Raw genomic sequence first — 19825 nt, forward strand, 5'->3', positions numbered from 1 at the left:
TCCAACACCGACGCACCCTGGTTGGCCAGCGATACGGGTGATCACATAGGGTGAAAAGAAAAACGGGAGGTTCGGCGTGTTCGTTGAACACGCGCTACTTGTCGACTTAGTGTCCTGTTCGGAAGAGTCCAAGGAACAGACACACCCCTAACCCTAAACTTCAGGGTGAGGGTTCGGGTCGGCGCGTTCGAACCGTCCCTATTTCGGCATCAGTCGTCGCAACGCAGGCCCGCGAGGCGGCGACACGTAACTCGAGGCGAGAGGCCTTCGACGTGGCAGCACCGCAGAACTACCTCGCAGTCATCAAGGTCATCGGTGTCGGCGGCGGTGGTGTCAATGCCATCAACCGAATGATCGAGGTCGGTCTCAAGGGCGTCGAGTTCATCGCCATCAACACGGACGCCCAGGCGCTGTTGATGAGCGACGCCGACGTCAAGCTCGACGTCGGCCGCGAACTCACCCGGGGCCTCGGCGCCGGCGCCAATCCGGCCGTCGGTCGCAAGGCGGCAGAGGACCACCGCGAGGAGATCGAGGAGGTCCTCAAGGGGGCCGACATGGTCTTCGTCACCGCCGGTGAGGGCGGCGGCACCGGCACCGGCGGCGCACCCGTCGTCGCCAACATCGCGCGCTCGCTGGGCGCCCTGACGATCGGCGTGGTCACCCGCCCGTTCACCTTCGAGGGCAGGCGCCGGGCGAACCAGGCGGAGGACGGCATCGCCGAGCTCCGCGAAGAGGTCGACACCCTCATCGTCATCCCCAACGACCGGCTGCTGTCCATCTCGGACCGCCAGGTCAGCGTGCTGGACGCCTTCAAGTCGGCGGACCAGGTCCTGCTGTCGGGCGTCCAGGGCATCACCGACCTCATCACCACCCCGGGTCTGATCAACCTCGACTTCGCCGACGTCAAGTCCGTGATGTCCGAGGCCGGCTCGGCCCTCATGGGCATCGGCTCGGCCCGCGGCGACGACCGCGCGGTGGCCGCGGCCGAGATGGCGATCTCCTCGCCGCTGCTGGAGGCGTCCATCGACGGCGCCCGCGGCGTGCTGCTCTCCATCTCCGGCGGCTCGGACCTCGGTCTCTTCGAGATCAACGAGGCCGCGCAGCTGGTGAGCGAGGCCGCGCACCCCGAGGCGAACATCATCTTCGGTGCCGTCATCGACGACGCGCTCGGCGACGAGGTGCGGGTCACCGTCATCGCGGCCGGGTTCGACGGCGGACAGCCCCCGGCCCGCCGGGACAACGTCATCGGCGCCGCGTCCACCAAGCGCGAGGAGCCGGCCCCCGCGCCGGTCCGCTCGGCGGAGCCGGTCCGTCCGGCCTTCGGCGGCCTCGGCTCGGTCACCCCGCGCGAAGAGCCCCCGGCCCCGGTCGAGCCGGCCCCGGTCGAGGTCCAGGCCCCCGCGCCGCAGGTCCCGACGGCCCGGCCGTACCAGGACAGCCCGGCCGAGGAACTGGATGTCCCGGACTTCTTGAAGTGACATCGGAGCAGCACCACGTGGGCGGCGCCCACTTCGCCTTCACCGACCGGTGGGGCGGAGTGAGCGCCGTTCCGTACGAAGAGCTCAACCTCGGCGGCGCGGTCGGAGACGACCCTGCCGCCGTTCTGGCGAACCGGGCCCGGGCGGCGGGGTCCCTGGGCATCGAGCCGGACCGGGTGGTCTGGATGAACCAGGTGCACGGGCGGGACGTCGCGGTCGTCGACGGACCGTGGGGGGCCGGTACGGACATCCCCTGCGTGGACGCGGTGGTGACCGCCCGTCGGGGGCTCGCCCTCGCCGTGCTCACCGCCGACTGCACTCCGGTCCTGCTGGCCGACCCCGTCGCCGGGGTCGTGGGGGCCGCGCACGCCGGGCGGCCCGGGCTGGTCGCCGGGGTGGTGCCCGCCGCCGTCGAGGCGATGGTGGCCCTCGGCGCCGAGCCGGGGCGGATCACCGCCCGCACCGGACCCGCCGTCTGCGGCCGTTGCTACGAGGTGCCGGCCGGGATGCGGGAGGACGTCGCCGCCGTGGTCCCGGCCGCCCGGGCCGAGACGAGCTGGGGTACGCCGGCCGTCGACGTGGTCGCCGGAGTCCACGCCCAGCTCGCGGAGGCGGGGGTGATGGAGAGTCGCCGATCCCCGGTCTGCACACTGGAGTCGCGGGACCACTTCTCGTACCGCCGCGACCGGGTGACCGGGCGGCTTGCCGGATATGTCTGGTTGGACCAATAAATGACGGACCGTGAGTCGGAGCTCGCCGAGAACCTGGCGCGGGTGCAGGAACGTATCGCGTCCGCCTGCGCGGCGGCGGGGCGCGGGCGGGACGAGGTGACCCTCATCGTGGTCACCAAGACCTACCCCGCGAGTGACGTACGGCTGCTGGCGGACCTGGGTGTCCGTCATGTGGCGGAGAATCGCGACCAGGACGCGGCCCCCAAGGCCGAGGCCTGCGCGGACCTGCCGCTCACCTGGCACTTCGTCGGCCAGTTGCAGACCAACAAAGTCCGTTCCGTGGCGGGATACGCGCACCTGGTGCAGTCGGTCGACCGGCCGAAGCTCGTGACGGCCCTGTCCGCGGCCGCCGCGAACGCGGGCCGGGAGATCGGCTGCCTCGTGCAGGTCGCCCTCGATGCCGAGTCGGGCGGACGGGGGGCCCGCGGGGGCGCCGCACCGGAGCAGCTCGCGGAGTTGGCGGACCTCGTGGCCGGTTCGCCCGGACTGCGGATCGACGGGCTGATGACCGTCGCCCCGCTGACCGGTCCGTACGCGGGACGCGAACAGGCCGCTTTCGAGCGGCTGGTGGAATTGTCATCCCGGCTGCGCGCGGACCATCCGACTGCCACGATGGTCTCGGCGGGGATGAGCGCGGACCTGGAACAGGCCGTGGCGGCCGGTGCGACACATGTACGCGTCGGCACTGCGGTACTCGGCGCGAGACCCCGGCTCGGGTAACGTCGCGAAGAAAGTCGGACCACAGCAGAAAATATGGTCATTCCCGCTGATGGGCGGGCAGACCACGTGGATCGCGGGCAGTTGGTGACATTCGTGACACGGCGGCACCTGCGACAGGGCGATCCACCACAGAGCGGAGGACTCAGAGAATGGCCGGCGCGATGCGCAAGATGGCGGTCTACCTCGGCCTCGTGGAGGACGACCGGTACGACAACCCGGGGTACGACCCCGACGACGAGTTCGAGCCCGAGCCGGAACCCGAGCGCGCCCGCGAGCGGGACCGCCGACAGCAGCCAGTTCACCAAGCGCCCGTATCGGACGAACCGGTACGAGTCGCACAGCCACCGGCGCAGCGGGAACCCATCCCAATTCCGGTTGAAAACGGACGTCCTGCGCGAATCGCCCCCGTGGCATCCATCACACCCGATCGCTCGAACCTGGAGAAGAACGCCCCCGTGATCATGCCCAAGGTCGTCTCCGAGCGGGAGCCGTACCGCATCACGACGCTGCACCCCCGGACCTACAACGAGGCCCGTACCATCGGGGAACACTTCCGTGAGGGCACTCCGGTGATCATGAATCTCACGGAGATGGACGACACGGATGCGAAGCGTCTCGTCGACTTCGCAGCCGGTCTCGTCTTCGGCCTGCACGGCAGCATTGAACGCGTGACACAGAAGGTGTTCCTGCTGTCGCCTGCTAACGTCGATGTCACGGCGGAGGACAAGGCCCGCATCGCGGAGGGCGGGTTCTTCAACCAAAGCTAGACCGATCCGTCAGATACGGGACCGGGAACAGAGCGGAAGCAGGGGAGAGGGAAGCGCGGGATGGGTGTCGCACTACAGGTCGTCTACATCGCGCTGATGTGCTTCCTCATCGTGCTGATCTTCCGGCTGGTCATGGACTACGTGTTCCAGTTCGCACGTTCATGGACACCCGGCAAGGCGATGGTGGTCGTTTTGGAGGCCACCTACACTGTCACCGATCCACCGCTCAAGCTTCTTCGGCGTTTCATCCCGCCGTTGCGTCTCGGGGGCGTGGCACTCGACCTGTCCTTCTTCGTTCTGATGATCATCGTTTACATCCTCATCAGTTTCGTGAGCACCGCTGCGAGAAGCGTGTGAACGATGTGCTCCCCCGCAGGCGCGGGGACAGTCCCGATACGGTCTTGCCGACTGCCGACGACTACGTAGAGGTGAAGAAGACATGCCGCTGACCCCCGAGGACGTGCGGAACAAGCAGTTCACGACCGTCCGCCTCCGAGAAGGCTATGACGAGGACGAGGTCGATGCCTTCCTCGACGAGGTCGAGTCCGAACTGACGCGCCTGCTGCGCGAGAACGAGGACCTGCGCGCGAAGCTGGCCGCCGCCACGCGTGCCGCCGCGCAGAACCAGCAGCAGCAGGGCATGCGGAAGCCGGAACCCCAGGACCAGCGAGGCCCCGGCGCCCCCGTGCCCGCGGCCATATCCGGCCCGCCGCAGCAGCAGCAGCAGCCCCAGATGGGCCCGCCCCAGCTGCCGGGCGGCCAGCCGCAGCTGCCGCCGGGCCCCGGCGGGAACGGACCGCAGGGTCCGGGCCCGATGGGCGGCCCCATGCAGCAGCACCCCATGGGTGGACCGCAGGGCATGGGCCAGCAGTCGCTGCAGCAGCAGCAGCAACAGCAGCAGCAGCAGTCGATGGGCGGCCAGAACCCGCTCGGCCAGCCGATGGGCCAGCAGATGCAGCCCATGGGGCAGCAGATGCAGCCGATGGGGCAGCAGATGCAGCCCATGGGCCAGCCGATGCACCAGCAGCAGCCCCCGCAGCTCCCGCAGCAGAGCCCCGGTGGCGACAGCGCCGCCCGCGTCCTGTCGCTGGCGCAGCAGACCGCCGACCAGGCGATCGCGGAGGCCCGTTCCGAGGCCAACAAGATCGTCGGCGAGGCCCGGTCGCGCGCCGAGGGTCTGGAGCGGGACGCCCGCGCCAAGGCCGACGCGCTGGAGCGGGACGCGCAGGAGAAGCACCGCGTCGCGATGGGCTCCCTGGAGTCCGCCCGCGCCACGCTGGAGCGCAAGGTCGAGGACCTGCGCGGCTTCGAGCGCGAGTACCGCACGCGTCTGAAGTCCTACCTGGAGTCCCAGCTGCGTCAGCTGGAGACCCAGGCCGACGACTCGCTGGCCCCGCCGCGCAACCCGGGTGCCCCCTCGCTGCCGCCGTCGCCGTCGCCCTCGATGGCTCCGGCCGGTGCGATGGGCCACTCCATGGGAGGCCCGTCGATGGGCGGTCCGTCCCCCATGGGCGGTCCCTCCCCGATGGGTGCCCCGTCCTACGGCGGCAACCAGCAGCAGATGTCCCCGGCGATGACCCAGCCGATGGCTCCGGTGCGGCCGGCCGCGCCGCAGCCGATGCAGGCGCCGTCTCCCATGCGGGGCTTCCTGATCGACGAGGACGACAACTAGGCGCCGCGTTCGGCGTCGGCAGTCGCTTCACGGGCCGGGCCCGGTTCCCCTTCGGGGGCACCGGGCCCGGCCCGTTTGGCGTGTGCCGGTGGCGCCGGTGCGGGGACTGGTGCCGTCGGGAGGGTGCGGGCCACCGCCCCGGGGCTCCGCCCCAGACCCCGCGCCTCAAACGCCGGCGGGGCTGAACACGGGGCGGAGTCCCCGTCCGTGGGCTCGGGCGGCGGTCGAGGCGCGCGGCGGACCGGGGCCTCGGGGGAACCCGGGAAAGGGGAGCGGCCCGTACCCCCTCGGAGGGGGTACGGGCCGCTCGGGTGGGAGGGGTTACGCCTTGCGCAGGCGGAACGTCAGGGACAGGGACTCGTCCGTGAAGGGGTCGCCGTACGCGGCGTCCGCCTCGCCCGCGGCGAAGTCCACGGCCAGGACCTCGTCCGAGATCAGGGCCGCGTGATCGGTCAGCGCCGTCACGACCTCCGCGTCCGGCGAGGACCACCGCAGGGCGATCCGGTCCGCCACGTCCAGGCCGGAGTTCTTGCGGGCCTCCTGGATCAGGCGGATCGCGTCACGGGCCAGGCCCGCGAGCCGCAGCTCGGGGGTGATCTCCAGGTCCAGGGCGACCGTCGCCCCGGAGTCGGAGGCGACCGACCAGCCCTCGCGCGGGGTCTCCGTGATGATGACCTCCTCCGGGGTGAGGGCCACCGTCTCGCCGTTCACCTCGACCTCGGCGGAGCCGGAGCGCAGGGCCAGCGACAGCGCCGCCGCGTCGGCGGCGGCCACCGCCTTCGCCACGTCCTGCACGCCCTTGCCGAAGCGCTTGCCCAGGGCCCGGAAGTTGGCCTTCGCCGTCGTGTCCACCAGGGACCCGCCGACCTCCGAGAGGGAGGCCAGGGAGGAGACGTTCAGCTCCTCCGTGATCTGGGACCGCAGCTCGGGGGACAGGGCGTCGAAGCCCGTGACCCCGACCAGCGCGCGCGACAGCGGCTGACGGGTCTTCACGCCCGACTCCGCGCGGGTGGCGCGGCCCAGCTCGACCAGGCGGCGCACCAGCTGCATGTGCCGGGAGAGCTCGGGGTCGATCTGCGCGGCGTCCGACTCCGGCCAGGAGCTGAGGTGCACCGACTCCGGCGCCTCCGGGGTGACCGGGACGATCATGTCCTGCCAGACCCGCTCCGTGATGAAGGGGGTCAGCGGGGCCATCAGGCGGGTCACCGTCTCCACCACGTCGTGGAGCGTGCGCAGCGCGGCCGCGTCACCCTGCCAGAAGCGGCGGCGCGAGCGGCGGACGTACCAGTTGGAGAGGTCGTCCACGAACGCGGACAGCAGCTTGCCGGCGCGCTGGGTGTCGTACGACTCCATCGCCTCCGTCACCTCGGCGACGAGGGTGTGCAGTTCGGACAGCAGCCACCGGTCGAGCACCGTGCGGTCGGCCGGCGCCGGGTCGGCCGCGGACGGGGCCCAGTTCGACGTACGGGCGTACAGCGCCTGGAAGGCCACCGTGTTCCAGTACGTGAGGAGGGTCTTGCGCACGACCTCCTGGATCGTGCCGTGGCCGACGCGGCGCGCCGCCCACGGGGAGCCGCCCGCCGCCATGAACCAGCGGACGGCGTCCGCGCCGTGCTGGTCCATCAGCGGGATGGGCTGGAGGATGTTGCCCAGGTGCTTGGACATCTTGCGGCCGTCCTCGGCGAGGATGTGGCCGAGGCAGACCACGTTCTCGTACGCGGACTTGTCGAAGACGAGGGTGCCGACCGCCATGAGGGTGTAGAACCACCCGCGGGTCTGGTCGATGGCCTCCGAGATGAACTGCGCCGGATAGCGCTTCTCGAAGACCTCCTTGTTCTTGTACGGGTAGCCCCACTGCGCGAACGGCATCGAACCCGAGTCGTACCAGGCGTCGATGACCTCCGGGACGCGCACGGCCTCCAGCGCGCAGCCCTCGTGGGTGCAGGTGAAGGTGACGTCGTCGATGTACGGCCGGTGCGGGTCCAGCGCCGACTGGTCGGTGCCCGTCAGCTCGGTCAGCTCGGCGCGGGAGCCGACGCAGGTGAGGTGGTTATCCTCGCAGCGCCAGATCGGCAGGGGGGTGCCCCAGTAGCGGTTGCGGGACAGCGCCCAGTCGATGTTGTTGTTGAGCCAGTCGCCGAAGCGGCCCTGCTTGACGGAGTCCGGGAACCAGTTGGTCTTCTCGTTCTCCCGCAGCATCGCGTCCTTGACGGCGGTGGTGCGGACGTACCAGGACGGCTGCGCGTAGTACAGCAGCGCCGTGTGGCAGCGCCAGCAGTGCGGGTAGCTGTGCTCGTACGCGATGTGCTTGAAGAGCAGGCCGCGCGCGTCGAGGTCGGCGGTCAGCTTCTCGTCGGCCTTCTTGAAGAAGACGCCGCCGACGAGCGGGACGTCCTCCTCGAAGGTGCCGTCGGGGCGGACCGGGTTCACGACGGGCAGCCCGTACGCGCGGCAGACCGCGAGGTCGTCGGCGCCGAAGGCGGGGGACTGGTGGACGAGACCGGTGCCGTCCTCGGTCGTGACGTACTCGGCGTTGACGACGTAGTGCGCCGGCTCCGGGAACTCGACCAGCTCGAACGGGCGCTGGTAGGTCCAGCGCTCCATCTCCTTGCCGGTGAAGGACGCGCCGGTGGCCGTCCAGCCCTCGCCGAGGGACTTCTCCAGCAGCGGCTCGGCGACGACGACCTTCTCGGTGCCGTCGGTGGCCACGACGTAGCGGACCTCCGGGTGCGCCGCGACGGCGGTGTTGGACACCAGGGTCCAGGGGGTCGTCGTCCACACCAGCAGGGCCGCCTCGCCCGCGAGCGGGCCGGAGGTCAGCGGGAAGCGGACGTAGACCGAGGGGTCGACGACCGTCTCGTAGCCCTGGGCCAGCTCGTGGTCCGAGAGGCCGGTGCCGCAGCGGGGGCACCAGGGGGCGACGCGGTGGTCCTGGGTGAGCAGGCCCTTGTTGAAGATCTCCTTCAGCGACCACCACACGGACTCGACGTACTCGGGGTCCATGGTCCGGTAGGCGTCGTCCAGGTCGACCCAGTAGCCCATGCGGGTCGTGAGCTCGGTGAACGCGTCGGTGTGGCGGGTCACGGACTCGCGGCACTTGGCGTTGAACTCGGCGATGCCGTACGCCTCGATGTCCTGCTTGCCGTTGAAGCCGAGTTCCTTCTCGACGGCGAGCTCGACGGGCAGGCCGTGACAGTCCCAGCCGGCCTTGCGGGCCACGTGGTAGCCGCGCATGGTGCGGAACCGGGGGAAGACGTCCTTGAAGACGCGGGCCTCGATGTGGTGCGCGCCGGGCATGCCGTTCGCGGTGGGCGGGCCCTCGTAGAAGACCCACTCGGGGCGGCCCTCGGACTGCTCCAGGGTCTTGGCGAAGGTCTTGCTCTCGCGCCAGAAGTCGAGGACGGCGTGTTCGAGGGCGGGCAGGTCGACCTGGGCGGGTACCGGGCGGTACTGCGGCGGTGTGGTCATGAGGCTGAACTCTTCCTCCGGCGGGATGTCACTTCCGTCCGGAGGGACGAGGGCCGTCACGGCTCCCGCGGTACCACCCTCCTTGGCCACCGGACACGTCCGACGGCCCCCTCATTGGGGTGCGAAGCCGGTTCTACTCGCCGTACGCGGGCCCGGGGGGCTGCGTACGGGCTTTCTTCCGGCGGCTCCGGGGTGATCCTTCACGTCGCGCTCGCCCCCGGGCTCTCACCGTCCCCGGGTCGCTCCTGGCTGCGTCCGACGCTACTCGTCCCCATCCATGCCTCTCGCTGGGGCCAGTGTACGGGCCGGGGGCGAGGTCGGCCGACCGGTTTTGCCGGGGCGCGCGGGGCGGCCGCCCGGGCCGGCGCCGCGGGTGCGCCGGGAGCGGGTGCCGCACGGGGGTGGTGCGGGGGCCCGGGGAGCCGGCCGCGTGACCCGGACGGGCCGACGCGCCGGTACGGGGTCCCGAGGGGCATGAGGGGCGGATTACCGGGCTTCCGGGCGGGCACAACGGTTTCAGGTCGGCCACGAAGGAGCCCGCTCCCGTTGCCGCGGGGCCGGAGTCGATTTATCGTTCCGGCACGATTCGCGAGCAATGATCACAGTATGTGAAGGGGCCGCGGCCATGGTGGCGAAGAAGACCGCCGGGAGTACAGCCAAAAGGGCCGCCGAGAAGGCTGCGGCGGCCGAGGACGCGGCTCCGGCCGGGAAGAAGACCGCGGCCCGCAAGCCCGCGGCCCGGAAGACCGCCGCCGCCACGAAGGCGACCGCGGGGAAGACGTCCGCGCCCCCGGCCACGGCCGGTGACGCGGACGCCGCCGAGGAGACGGGTGCCGTCGAGAAGCGGAAGGCCACGGCCAAGGCGGCCGCGACCGAGGGGGCGGCGCATGCCGCGAAGAAGACGGGAGTCCGCAAAGTGGTTGCCAAGAAGAGCACCGGTACGGCGAGGAAGACGGCGGAGGCCGCCACCAGCGGGCTGCCGAAGACGCGCGTCACCGAGATCACCGCGCCGGGCGAGCTCGCCGTACGGCCCGGCGAGGACCCCTGGACGCAGGGCGAGGTCGACGAGGCCCGCACCGAGCTGATGAGCGAGGTGCTGCGGCTGCGCGCCGAACTGGACGCCTCCGAGGCGGCCATCTCCGGGCTGATGCGGGACTCCGGCGACGGCGCGGGCGACGACCAGGCCGACACGGGCACCAAGAACATCACCCGGGAGTCCGAGCTGGCCCTCGCGGCGAACGCCACCTCGATGCTGGAGCAGACCGAGCGGGCCCTGGAGCGGCTGGAGGCGGGCACCTACGGCCTCTGCGAGAACTGCGGGCAGCCCATCGGCAAGGCCAGGATGCAGGCCTTCCCCCGGGCCACCCTGTGCGTGGACTGCAAGCAGAAGCAGGAACGGCGGCACTGAGCGTCACCGAGGCGCGTCCCGGCCCCCTCCCGGAGGCGTCCGCGCGGCGGGGCGGGCGCAGGGCGAGCGGGCGCCGGGAGGGCGCCGGGAGGGTGCCCTGACGTACCCTCGTGTTCGGTCAGGGTCCAGGAACCTGGCGGAGCTGTGTCGCAACCTGGTTCGAGCTAGTTCGAGGGACTCACGTGGCAGAGGCGGAGCGCATCATCGGTACGCCGGAGGTCGGGGACGACTCCCAGCCGGAGTCCGCCGCGCCCAGGGGGCATCGGCGGATCGTGGCACTGCTCGTCGTGGCGGTGCTCGCCTACGTGCTGGACCTCGGCAGCAAGCTGCTCGTCGTGGCGAAGCTGGAGCACCAGCCGCCGATCGAGATCATCGGCGACCTGCTCAAGTTCGAGGCGGTCCGCAACCCGGGCGCCGCCTTCGGCTTCGGCGAGGCCTTCACGATCATCTTCACCTGCATCGCGGCCGGTGTGATCGTCGTGATCGTGCGGCTGGCCCGCAAGCTCTACAGCCTGCCGTGGGCGATCGCGCTGGGCCTGCTGCTGGGCGGCGCCCTGGGCAACCTGACCGACCGGATCTTCCGCTCGCCGGGCGTGTTCCGCGGGGCGGTCGTCGACTTCATCGCACCGGCGCACTTCGCGGTCTTCAACCTCGCGGACTCGGCGATCGTGTGCGGAGGCATCCTGATCGTGCTGCTGTCGTTCCGGGGTCTGGACCCGGACGGCACCGTCCACAAGGACTGACCGCCGGGCCGCTCGCGGGACGGCCCGTCTGCCGAGTCCTGCATACTCGACAGGTGAGTACGATTCCCGAGATCCGAACCCTGCCCGTTCCCGATGGCCTCGAGGGCGAGCGCGTCGACGCCGCCATCGCCCGTATGTTCGGTTTCTCCCGGACGAAGGCGGCCGAACTCGCGGCCGCGGGAAAGGTGTCGGTCGACGGCAGTGTCGTCGGGAAGTCCGAGCGTGTGCACGGTGGCGCCTGGCTCGAAGTCGAGATGCCCGCCCCGCCGCGGCCCGTCGAGGTGATCGCCGAGCCCGTCCCGGGCATGGAGATCGTCCATGACGACGACGACATCGTCGTCATCATGAAGCCGGTGGGCGTCGCCGCCCACCCGAGCCCCGGCTGGACCGGCACCACCGTCATCGGCGGCCTCGCCGCCGCCGGCTACCGCATCTCCACCTCCGGTGCCGCCGAGCGCCAGGGCATCGTGCACCGGCTCGACGTCGGCACCTCCGGCCTGATGGCCGTCGCGAAGTCGGAGCGGGCCTACACCTCGCTCAAGAACCAGTTCCGCGAGCGCGTCGTCGACAAGCGCTACCACGCGCTGGTCCAGGGCCACCCGGACCCGATGAGCGGCACCATCGACGCGCCGATCGGCCGCCACCCCAGCGCCGACTACAAGTGGGCCGTGACCCAGGAGGGCAAGCCCTCCGTCACCCACTACGACCTGATCGAGGCCTTCCGGGCCGCCTCGCTGCTGGACATCAAGCTGGAGACGGGGCGCACGCACCAGATCCGCGTGCACATGGCCGCCCACCGCCACCCGTGCGTCGGCGACCTGACCTACGGCGCCGACCCGACCGTCGCCAAGCGCCTGGGGCTCACCCGGCAGTGGCTGCACGCGGTCCGGCTCGGCTTCGAGCACCCCTCGGACGGCCAGTGGGTCGAGTTCGAGAGCACCTACCCGGCCGACCTGCGCCACGCGCTGGACGTGATCCGGGCGGAGAGCGAGTGACCGCCTTCGCCGTCCGCGTCGCCGAGGGGGAGGCCGACATGGCGGCCTGCTTCGCGGTCCGGACGGCGGTGTTCGTGGTGGAGCAGTCCGTGCCGCCGTCGATCGAGTACGACGCGTACGACGCGGACGCGGTGCACCTGCTCGCCGTGGCCGCGGACGGGGAACCGCTGGGCACGGGCCGGCTGCTGCACGGAACCGCCGCGCTGGCCAAGACCGGGTCCGAGGACGTCGGCTCGCTGGGCCGGCTCGCCGTGACCGCGTCCGCGCGCGGGCTGGGCGTGGGCGTGGCGCTGGTCCGCGCGATCGAGGCGGAGGCGGCCGGGCGGGGCCTGACGGCCGTCGACCTGGGCGCGCAGACGCACGCGCTGGGCTTCTACGAGCGGCTCGGGTACGCGGCGTACGGGCCGGAGTTCCTCGACGCGGGCATCCCCCACCGCTCGATGCGGCGCCCCCTCGTGGGGAGCTGACCCGGCTTCCTCCCGGCTTCCTCCCGGCTTCCTCCCGGCTTCCTCCGGGCCTTTGGAGGCGCCGACACGGGCCGGTGGAGGCGGCCGCCGGGCACGCCGGGCGCGGCGGACTGGCAGGGTGGGGGAGTGGATCAGCTAGCTCTGCTGTTCGTGCTGTTGCTCGGGGCCGTGGTCACCGTCCCGCTCGGAGACCGGCTCGGACTGCCCTCACCCGTTCTCATGACCATCGGCGGGGTGGCCCTCGCCCTGCTGCCGGCCGTGCCGAACGTCGACGTCCCGCCCGACTACATCCTGCCGCTGGTGCTGCCGCCGCTGCTATACGCCTCCGTCCAGCGCACCTCCTGGCGGCAGTTCGCCGCCAACGTCCGGCCCATCCTGCTGCTGGCCGTGGCCCTGGTGTTCGTCACGACGGCCGCCGTCGCCGCCGTCGCGTACGCCGCCGTGCCCGCGCTGCCGATCGCCGCCGCCGTCGCGCTCGGCGCGCTCGTCGCACCGCCCGACCCGGTCGCCGCCACCGCCGTCGCCGGCTCGCTGGGCCTGCCCCGCCGCATGGTGTCGATCCTGGAGGGCGAGGGGCTCTTCAACGACGTCACCGCCATCGTGCTCTACCACGTGGCCATCGCCGCGGCTGTCAGCGGCAGCTTCTCGTGGCCCGACGCGCTCGGCGAGTTCGTGCTGTCCGCCGTCGTCGCCGTCGTCGTCGGCCTCGTCTTCGGCTGGATCACCAACCGCATGATGAGCAGGCTCGGCGACGCCACGCTGCAGATCGGCCTGACGCTGCTGGTGCCCTTCGTCTCGTACGTGGTCGCGGAGGAACTCCAGGGCTCGGGGGTGCTGGCGGTCCTGACGACGGCGCTGTTCCTGGCCGAGTACGCGTCCGACGCCGACGACGTCCTGGGGCGGCTCGCCGGGCACACCTTCTGGGAAGTCGTCGACATGCTGGTCACGGGGGTGGCGTTCGGACTGATCGGCCTGGAGCTCCACAACGTGTTCGGCACCGCCCAGGGCCGCGCCTGGGAGATGGCCGGCTGGGCGGGCATCGTGATCGCCGTGGTGATCGGCGTACGGCTGGTATGGCTGCTGCCGGCCGGCTGGGTCGCGCAGAAGCTGCACAAGCGGCGCGACTACGACGAGGAGATCCCGGTGAGCTGGCGGGAGAGCGTCGTGATGTGGTGGGCTGGAATGCGGGGCGTGGCCTCGGTGGCCCTCGCCCTCGCCATCCCGTTCGAGACCGACGCGGGCGAACCGTTCCCCGGGCGCGACGAGATCGTCTTCATCGCCTTCGCGGTGATCATGGCCACCCTCGTGGTGCAGGGGCTCACCCTGCCGTGGCTGGTGCGGCGCCTGGGGGTGGAGGCCGACTCCGACGCCGACCGCGACGCCGAGCGGGCGCTGGCGATCCGCGCGGCGAAGGCCGCCAAGCGGCGGCTGAAGGAGATCCAGGAGGTGGAGGAGCTCCCGGAGGACCTGGTGGAGACGCTGTACCGGCGGGCGTACGACGTCGGGGCCCGCATCAGCCCCGACATGGTGGACGAGGAACGCCGCGAGGCGTACGCGCAGCGGGTCGAGCGGATCAGGGACGTCCAGCGGATCCAGCGCGAGATGATGTCCGCCGCCCGGCACGAGGTGCTGGCCGCGCGCAGCGAGGCCGGATCCGACCCGGAGGTCGTGGACCGGGTGCTGCGGCACCTGGACGTGCGCAGCCTGCGGAACCCGTAGGACGCGTCCGGCCGGGGGCCCGGCGGCGGGAGCCCCGCCCGCCCCCGGGGCCCGCCCGGCCGGTCAGACCGCGTAACGGTCCGGGGCGAAGAGGGAGCCGTTCGCCGCGATCCACTCCGAGGTGCGGCGCAGCCCCTCCTCCAGGGAGACCCGCGGCCGCCAGCCCGCCCATTCGCGGGCCCGGGAGTTGTCCGACAGCAGGCGCTGCACCTCGCTGCCCGCCGGACGCAGCCGGGACGGGTCCACGACCACCTCCGCCTCCCGGCCGGACGCGGTGATCAGCGCCTCGGCCAGGGCGCCGACCGAGATCTCCTCGCCGGTCCCGAGGTTGACCACCTCACCGAGCGCCCGGTCGCACTCCGCCACGGCGAGGAAGCCCTCGGCCGTGTCGGTCACGTACGTGAAGTCGCGGGTCGGGGTGAGCGAGCCGAGCCGGATCTCCCGCGAGCCCGCGTGCAGCTGGGACAGGATCGTCGGGATGACGGCGCGCGCCGACTGCCGGGGGCCGTAGGTGTTGAACGGCCGCACCACCGTCACCGGCAGCTCGAAGGCGTGGTGGAAGGAGAGCGCCGTCATGTCCGCGCCGATCTTCGACGCGGAGTACGGCGACTGCGGCTGCAGCGGGTGGCTCTCGGAGATCGGCGCCGTCAGGGCCGTTCCGTAGACCTCGCTGGTGGAGGTGTGCACGAGGCGGCGCACGGCGTGCCGGCGGCAGGCCTCCGCCACGTTCTCCGTGCCCGTCACGTTGGTCTGGACGTACGCGCCGGGCGAGGCGTAGCTGTACGGGATCCCGATGAGCGCCGCCAGGTGGAAGACGGTGTCGCAGCCCGCCACCGCGTCGCTGACGCGGCCCGCGTCGCGCACGTCGCCCGCCCACATCTCGACGGGGCCGCCCGGATCGGCGAGGTGGCGGGCCAGGTTGCCCTTCTCGGCGTACGGCTTGTAGTGCACGAAGGCGCGCACCCGCGCGCCCCGGGACACCAGCAGGTCCACCAGCGTCGAGCCGATGAAGCCCTCGGCTCCGGTGACGAGGACGGTGCGGCCGGTCCAGCTGTTCACATGCGCTCCAGGAGGGGGGTGGGGGTGGGGACTGCGCCGGCGACGCGGAGGACCTCCGCGGCCAGCAGTTCGGCGGCCCGCGCGTGCGGGCCGGGGTCGGCCGCGCCGGCCATCGCCGCCAGCCCGGCCGGATCGGCCAGCAGCGGTCCGATGAGCCCGGCGAGGCGTTCGGCGGTGGTCTCGGAGTCGGGCAGCAGCAGCCCGGCGCCCGCGTCGGACAGCACCCGGGCGTTGTGGGTCTGGTGGTCGCCGGGGGCGTACGGGTAGGGCACCAGGACGGCGGGCACCCCGGTCGCCGCGAGCTCGGCGACCGTCGCCGAACCGGCGCGGCACACCACCAGGTCGGCGGCCGCGTAGACGAGGTCCATCCGGTCCAGGTAGGGCAGGGCCCGCGCGATCCGCCCCCCGCCGGTGGCCGCGAGGTCGGCGGCCGCGTCCGGCAGGGCCGCCGGGCCCGTCTTGACCAGCAGCTGCACGTCGTCGCGGCCCTGCCACAGCGCGGCCAGGCCCGTCGCCGCCCGGGTCAGGCGGACGGCGCCCAGGCTGCCGCCGTTGAACACCACCAGCCGCCGGCCCCCGGGAACCCCCAGGGCCCGCCGCGCCTCGGCGCGCAGTGCCTCCCGGTCCGGTGCACCGAGCCGGGCGAGCCCGGCCAGGGCCGCGGAGATCGGCATCCCGGTGGTCAGCGCCCGCGCCCCGCCCGCCAGATGGGGCCGGCTGCGGTCGAAGGCCACCGCCACGTGCGGGGTGAGGCGTGCGGCGAACTGGTTGGCGCGGCCGGGCACCGCGTTGGACTCGTGGATCACCGCCGGCACCCCGGCCAGCCGGGCCCCGAGCACGGCGGGGGCGCTCGGGTAGCCGCCCATGCCGACGACGGCGTGCGCGCCCTGGGCCCGGATCACGGAGCGGGCCTGGTGCGCGGACTTCAGCAGCGCCGCGGGCAGCAGGTACCGCTTCGCGCCCAGGGCCGGGTCGAAGGGGATCATGTCGACGGTGTGCAGGCGGTATCCGGCACCCGGGATCAGCTCGGTCTCCAGGCCCCGCTCGGTCCCGATGAACGAGACCACGGCGCCGGGGACGGCCGCGCGCAGCGCCTCGGCGAGGGCGAGTCCCGGATAGATGTGCCCGCCGGTGCCGCCCGCACCGATCACGACGGAGAGTGCCGTTGGGGTGTGTGGTGTGGTCATGGCCGCACACTCCCGGTGCGGCTTAAGAAGGTTCTAAGAGGTTCTCTCAGACAGTTTTGGCAGGCTTTGCCCCATGAGCTCCACGGGCAGTACCGGCAGCACGGGCAGCACAGGGGACGGCGGGGGCGCGGACCGGCAGCGGATCCTCGTGGTCGACGACGAACCCGAGGTGAGGGCGGCCGTCCAGGACGGGCTGGCCGTGGAGGGGTACGAGGTGCGCGGCGCGGCCGACGGCCTGGACGCGCTGTCGCAGGTCGCGGCCTGGGAGCCCGACGCCCTCGTCCTGGACGTGATGATGCCGGTGCTCGACGGGCTGGGCGTCTGCCGGCAGCTGCGCGCGATGGGCGACCGGACCCCCGTCCTGGTGCTCACCGCGCTGGACTCCGTCAGCGAGCGCGTCGACGGACTGGACGCCGGGGCCGACGACTACCTCGTCAAGCCGTTCGCGCTCGACGAGCTGGTCGCGCGGGTACGGGCGCTACTGCGGCGGGCCGCGCCCGAGCCCGCGGGAGCCGGCTGCCCGGGCTTCGCCGACCTGGTCCTGGACGTCGCGACCCGCACCGGCCGCCGGGGCGGGCGGCCGCTGGAGTTCAGCCGGACCGAGGCCGCGCTCCTGGAACTGCTGCTGCGCCACCCCGGCCAGGTGCTCCCGCGCGAGCTGATCCTGGAGCTGGTCTGGGGACGGGACTTCGGGCCGGACTCCAACTCCCTCGCGGTGTACGTCGGGTACCTGCGCCGGAAGCTGGAGGCCGGGGGCGAGCCCCGGCTGGTCCACACCGTGCACGGGGTCGGCTACCGGCTGGACCTCGCGTGAGCGGCGGCCGCCGCCGGCTCGGGGCGGCCTGGCGCCGCAGGCGGCCGCTGCGGACCCGGCTGGCCCTGGCGGTGACCGCCGCCGTGGCGTTCGTGGCGGTGGTGGTGTGCGCGGCCGCGTTCCTCGTCGTACGGTCCGCCCTCTACCAGCAGCTCGACCTGAGCCTGACGCAGTCCGCCCGGCTCGCCGCCCAGCGGGAGCCGGGGGCCGCGCCGGGCACCCTCGCCGGGGAGTGCCGGTTCCTGGCCGCTCCCGCGTGCGCCGAGGTGGTGCCCGCCGACCCGGCCAAGGACCCCCGTACGCCGGGGCTGCTGCCGGTGGAACCGGCGGCGCGGGAGGTCGCCGCGGGGCGCAGGGCCCCGTACTACACCCAGATCACCGTGTCCGGTCATCCCGCCCGGATGCTCACCACCGACTACGCCCGGGGCCGGGCGCTCCAGGTGGCGCTGCGGGCCGACACCGTCGAGGACGGCATCGAGGAGGCCGCGTGGTGGCTCGTCCTGACGGCGGCGGCCGGGGTGCTCCTCGCCGCGGTGCTGGGGTACTGGGTGTCGCGGACCGGGCTGGCCCCGGTCACCCGGCTCACCGCCACCGCCGAGCGGATCGCCGCCACCCGGGACCCGCGGCACCGGATCGAACTCCCGCCGCCGGGGCGGGAGGACGAGATCACCCGGCTGGCCGGGAGCTTCAACACGATGCTCGGGGAACTGGAGCAGTCCGTCACCGCACAGCGCCGGCTGGTCGCGGACGCCTCGCACGAGCTGCGGACCCCGCTCACGGCCCTGCGGACCAACGCGGAGCTGCTGGCCCGCGCCGACCGGCTGACCCCGGAGCAGCGGGAGCGTGCCTCGGCCGCGCTGGGGCGCCAGCTCCGGGAGGTGACCGGGCTGGTCAACGACCTGATCGAGCTGGCCCGGGACGAGGAGCCGCAGCCGCTGGTCGAGCAGGTCCGGCTGGCGCCGCTGGTGGAGCACTGCGCGCAGACGGCGCGGGCGCACTGGCCGGCGGTGCCGGTGCGCGTACGGGTGGAGGCGCCGGGGGAGGCCGCGGTCGTCCCCGGGGTGCCGGCGCGGCTGAGCCGGCTGCTGGGGAACCTGCTGGACAACGCGGCGAAGTTCAGCCCGCCGGGGCTCCCGGTGGAGGTCGAGCTGACGGCGTCGTCCGGCGGGCCGGAGGTGACGGTCCGGGACCACGGGCGGGGGATCGCGGCCGAGGACCTGCCGTACGTCTTCGACCGGTTCTACCGGGCCGGCGCCGCGCGGGCGCTGCCGGGGTCGGGGCTCGGCCTGGCGATGGCCCGGCAGATCGCGCGGGCGCACGGCGCGGAGCTGGTGGCGGAGCCGGCCCCGGGGGGCGGGGCGCTCTTCCGTCTGACCTTCTGAGACGGGGCGGGACGGGACGGGGCGAGGTGAGGCGGGGGCGGGCACGCGAGAGCCGTGCCCGCCCCCGCCCCCGTCCTCACGCGCCGGCGGCCCCCGGGGTCTCGGCCGGTGCGGCAGGGGTCGCGCCCGGGGCGGCGGCGGCCTCGGAGGTCGTGACGCGGGGCAGGGCGTACGGGTGGGAGGCGACGAGCCAGGCGATCATCTGCTCGCGGACCGCGCAACGCACGGTCCAGACGTCGTCGGCGTTCTTCGCCGTGACGACCGCGCGGACCTGCACAGTGTTCGGGGTGGTGTCGGTCACCGCCAGGCCGGCGCCGCGGCCGTCCCACTCGGGGATCTCCTTCACGAGATCCTGGAGCCGCTCCCGCATGAGGTCGACCGGCGCGCTGTGGTCGAGGTGCCAGAAGACGGTGCCGGTCATCTGGGCGCCGCCGCGCGACCAGTTCTCGTACGGCTTGCTCGTGAAGTACGAGACCGGCATCGTGATCCGGCGCTCGTCCCAGGTGCGGACGGTCAGGAAGGTCAGGGTGATCTCCTCGACCGTGCCCCACTCCTTGTCGACGACCACCGTGTCGCCGATGCGGACGGTGTCGCCGAAGGCGATCTGCAGGCCGGCGAAGAGGTTGCCCAGGGAGGACTGGGCGGCGATGCCCGCCACGATGCCGAGGACGCCGGCGGACGCCAGCATCGAGGTGCCGACGGCCTTCATCGGCGGGAAGGTCAGCAGCATGGCCGCGAGGGCGACCACGACGACCACCGCCGTGACCACCCGCTGGATCAGCGTCACCTGGGTCCGCACGCGGCGGACCCGGGCGTCGTCCTGGGCCACCGCGGCGTAGCGGGCGTACGTGGAGTCCACCGCGGCCGTCGCGATCCGCACGGTCAGCCAGGCCGCGGAGGCGATCGTCACCAGGGTGAGGATCCGTCCGATGTAGAACGCGTACTCGGGAAGGAGCCCCGCCGACCGGTAGGAACCCCGGAGCAGCGCGGTGCACAGCACGACCTGGAACGGCGCCCGGCAACGCCGCAGCAGCCCCCACAGGGGGGTCTCCGGGTGCCGTCGGTCGATGCGTCGCAGCAGCCGGTCGAGCAGCCACCCCGCGAGCAGGGTGATCAGCAGCGAGCCGCCGATGACGATCAGGGGGCGCAGCAAGGTCTCCATCTCCATGACGTGAACGTAACCGGAAGCCGTCCCCGGAAACTGGCACGATGGAG

Annotated in this window: 17 protein-coding genes; 13 read left to right on the plus strand and 4 right to left on the minus strand. The window is 72.7% G+C overall.

The annotated features are described in order from the left end of the window. Positions 1 to 272: 272 nt before the first annotated feature. The 6 genes from ftsZ (at position 273) to ACZ6S8_RS06735 (ending at position 5368) form a co-directional block, all read left to right on the plus strand. Positions 273 to 1478, plus strand: a complete 1206-nt coding sequence (gene ftsZ / locus ACZ6S8_RS06710) for a cell division protein FtsZ (protein WP_267720922.1) — start codon at positions 273 to 275, stop codon at positions 1476 to 1478. 17 nt (positions 1479 to 1495) lie between these two features. After that, complete coding sequence (gene pgeF, locus ACZ6S8_RS06715; protein ID WP_469453575.1) at positions 1496 to 2209, plus strand: peptidoglycan editing factor PgeF; 714 nt, start codon at positions 1496 to 1498, stop codon at positions 2207 to 2209. Further along, a complete protein-coding gene (locus ACZ6S8_RS06720; RefSeq protein ID WP_469453127.1) occupies positions 2210 to 2929 on the plus strand; it encodes a YggS family pyridoxal phosphate-dependent enzyme in 720 nt (239 codons plus the stop codon). A gap of 149 nt (positions 2930 to 3078) precedes the next feature. Then, positions 3079 to 3696, plus strand: coding sequence for a cell division protein SepF (locus ACZ6S8_RS06725; RefSeq protein WP_386521952.1), 618 nt, complete (start codon positions 3079 to 3081; stop codon positions 3694 to 3696). Between the two features lie 60 nt (positions 3697 to 3756). After that, positions 3757 to 4053: a YggT family protein gene (locus tag ACZ6S8_RS06730; protein WP_030155988.1), complete on the plus strand. Its 297-nt coding sequence runs from the start codon at positions 3757 to 3759 to the stop codon at positions 4051 to 4053. A gap of 82 nt (positions 4054 to 4135) precedes the next feature. Then, a complete protein-coding gene (locus ACZ6S8_RS06735; protein ID WP_469453129.1) occupies positions 4136 to 5368 on the plus strand; it encodes a DivIVA domain-containing protein in 1233 nt (410 codons plus the stop codon). A gap of 321 nt (positions 5369 to 5689) precedes the next feature. Here the strand turns inward: ACZ6S8_RS06735 and ileS are convergent, their stop codons facing one another. Continuing rightward, positions 5690 to 8836 carry an isoleucine--tRNA ligase gene (gene ileS, locus ACZ6S8_RS06740; protein WP_469453130.1) on the minus strand — a complete coding sequence of 1049 codons (3147 nt, stop codon included), beginning with the start codon at positions 8834 to 8836 and terminating at the stop codon, positions 5690 to 5692. A gap of 595 nt (positions 8837 to 9431) precedes the next feature. On the opposite strand from ileS, the gene ACZ6S8_RS06745 reads away from it, so the two are divergent. The 5 genes from ACZ6S8_RS06745 (at position 9432) to ACZ6S8_RS06765 (ending at position 14168) form a co-directional block, all read left to right on the plus strand. Then, positions 9432 to 10244: a TraR/DksA family transcriptional regulator gene (locus ACZ6S8_RS06745; RefSeq protein WP_469453132.1), complete on the plus strand. Its 813-nt coding sequence runs from the start codon at positions 9432 to 9434 to the stop codon at positions 10242 to 10244. Positions 10245 to 10444: 200 nt separating this feature from the next. Then, positions 10445 to 10987, plus strand: coding sequence for a signal peptidase II (gene lspA, locus ACZ6S8_RS06750; RefSeq protein ID WP_469453577.1), 543 nt, complete (start codon positions 10445 to 10447; stop codon positions 10985 to 10987). 53 nt (positions 10988 to 11040) lie between these two features. Continuing rightward, positions 11041 to 11982, plus strand: coding sequence for an RluA family pseudouridine synthase (locus tag ACZ6S8_RS06755; protein WP_469453133.1), 942 nt, complete (start codon positions 11041 to 11043; stop codon positions 11980 to 11982). Between the two features lie 38 nt (positions 11983 to 12020). Continuing rightward, complete coding sequence (locus ACZ6S8_RS06760; protein ID WP_469453579.1) at positions 12021 to 12449, plus strand: GNAT family N-acetyltransferase; 429 nt, start codon at positions 12021 to 12023, stop codon at positions 12447 to 12449. A 126-nt stretch (positions 12450 to 12575) separates the two neighbouring features. Beyond that, positions 12576 to 14168: a Na+/H+ antiporter gene (locus ACZ6S8_RS06765; RefSeq protein WP_469453134.1), complete on the plus strand. Its 1593-nt coding sequence runs from the start codon at positions 12576 to 12578 to the stop codon at positions 14166 to 14168. A gap of 63 nt (positions 14169 to 14231) precedes the next feature. Here the strand turns inward: ACZ6S8_RS06765 and ACZ6S8_RS06770 are convergent, their stop codons facing one another. Both ACZ6S8_RS06770 and ACZ6S8_RS06775 read right to left on the minus strand, forming a co-directional pair. Further along, positions 14232 to 15227 (minus strand): SDR family NAD(P)-dependent oxidoreductase, encoded by a 996-nt coding sequence (locus ACZ6S8_RS06770; protein ID WP_469453136.1) that lies wholly within the window; start codon positions 15225 to 15227, stop codon positions 14232 to 14234. After that, complete coding sequence (locus ACZ6S8_RS06775) at positions 15224 to 16414, minus strand: UDP-N-acetylglucosamine--N-acetylmuramyl-(pentapeptide) pyrophosphoryl-undecaprenol N-acetylglucosamine transferase (protein ID WP_469453138.1); 1191 nt, start codon at positions 16412 to 16414, stop codon at positions 15224 to 15226. Before ACZ6S8_RS06775 ends, ACZ6S8_RS06770 begins: the two co-directional genes overlap by 4 nt. A gap of 148 nt (positions 16415 to 16562) precedes the next feature. Here ACZ6S8_RS06775 and ACZ6S8_RS06780 point away from each other — a divergent pair, with 148 nt between their 5' ends. Both ACZ6S8_RS06780 and ACZ6S8_RS06785 read left to right on the plus strand, forming a co-directional pair. Further along, complete coding sequence (locus tag ACZ6S8_RS06780) at positions 16563 to 17228, plus strand: response regulator transcription factor (protein WP_469453581.1); 666 nt, start codon at positions 16563 to 16565, stop codon at positions 17226 to 17228. Then, on the plus strand, positions 17225 to 18610 hold the full coding sequence (locus ACZ6S8_RS06785) for a sensor histidine kinase (protein WP_469453141.1): 1386 nt from the start codon (positions 17225 to 17227) through the stop codon (positions 18608 to 18610). The genes ACZ6S8_RS06780 and ACZ6S8_RS06785 overlap by 4 nt, the downstream gene beginning before the upstream one ends. 76 nt (positions 18611 to 18686) lie before the next feature. Here the strand turns inward: ACZ6S8_RS06785 and ACZ6S8_RS06790 are convergent, their stop codons facing one another. Next, positions 18687 to 19772: a mechanosensitive ion channel family protein gene (locus ACZ6S8_RS06790; RefSeq protein ID WP_469453583.1), complete on the minus strand. Its 1086-nt coding sequence runs from the start codon at positions 19770 to 19772 to the stop codon at positions 18687 to 18689. Positions 19773 to 19825 lie beyond the last annotated feature (53 nt).

Source organism: Streptomyces sp. NPDC048461 (assembly GCF_055587105.1).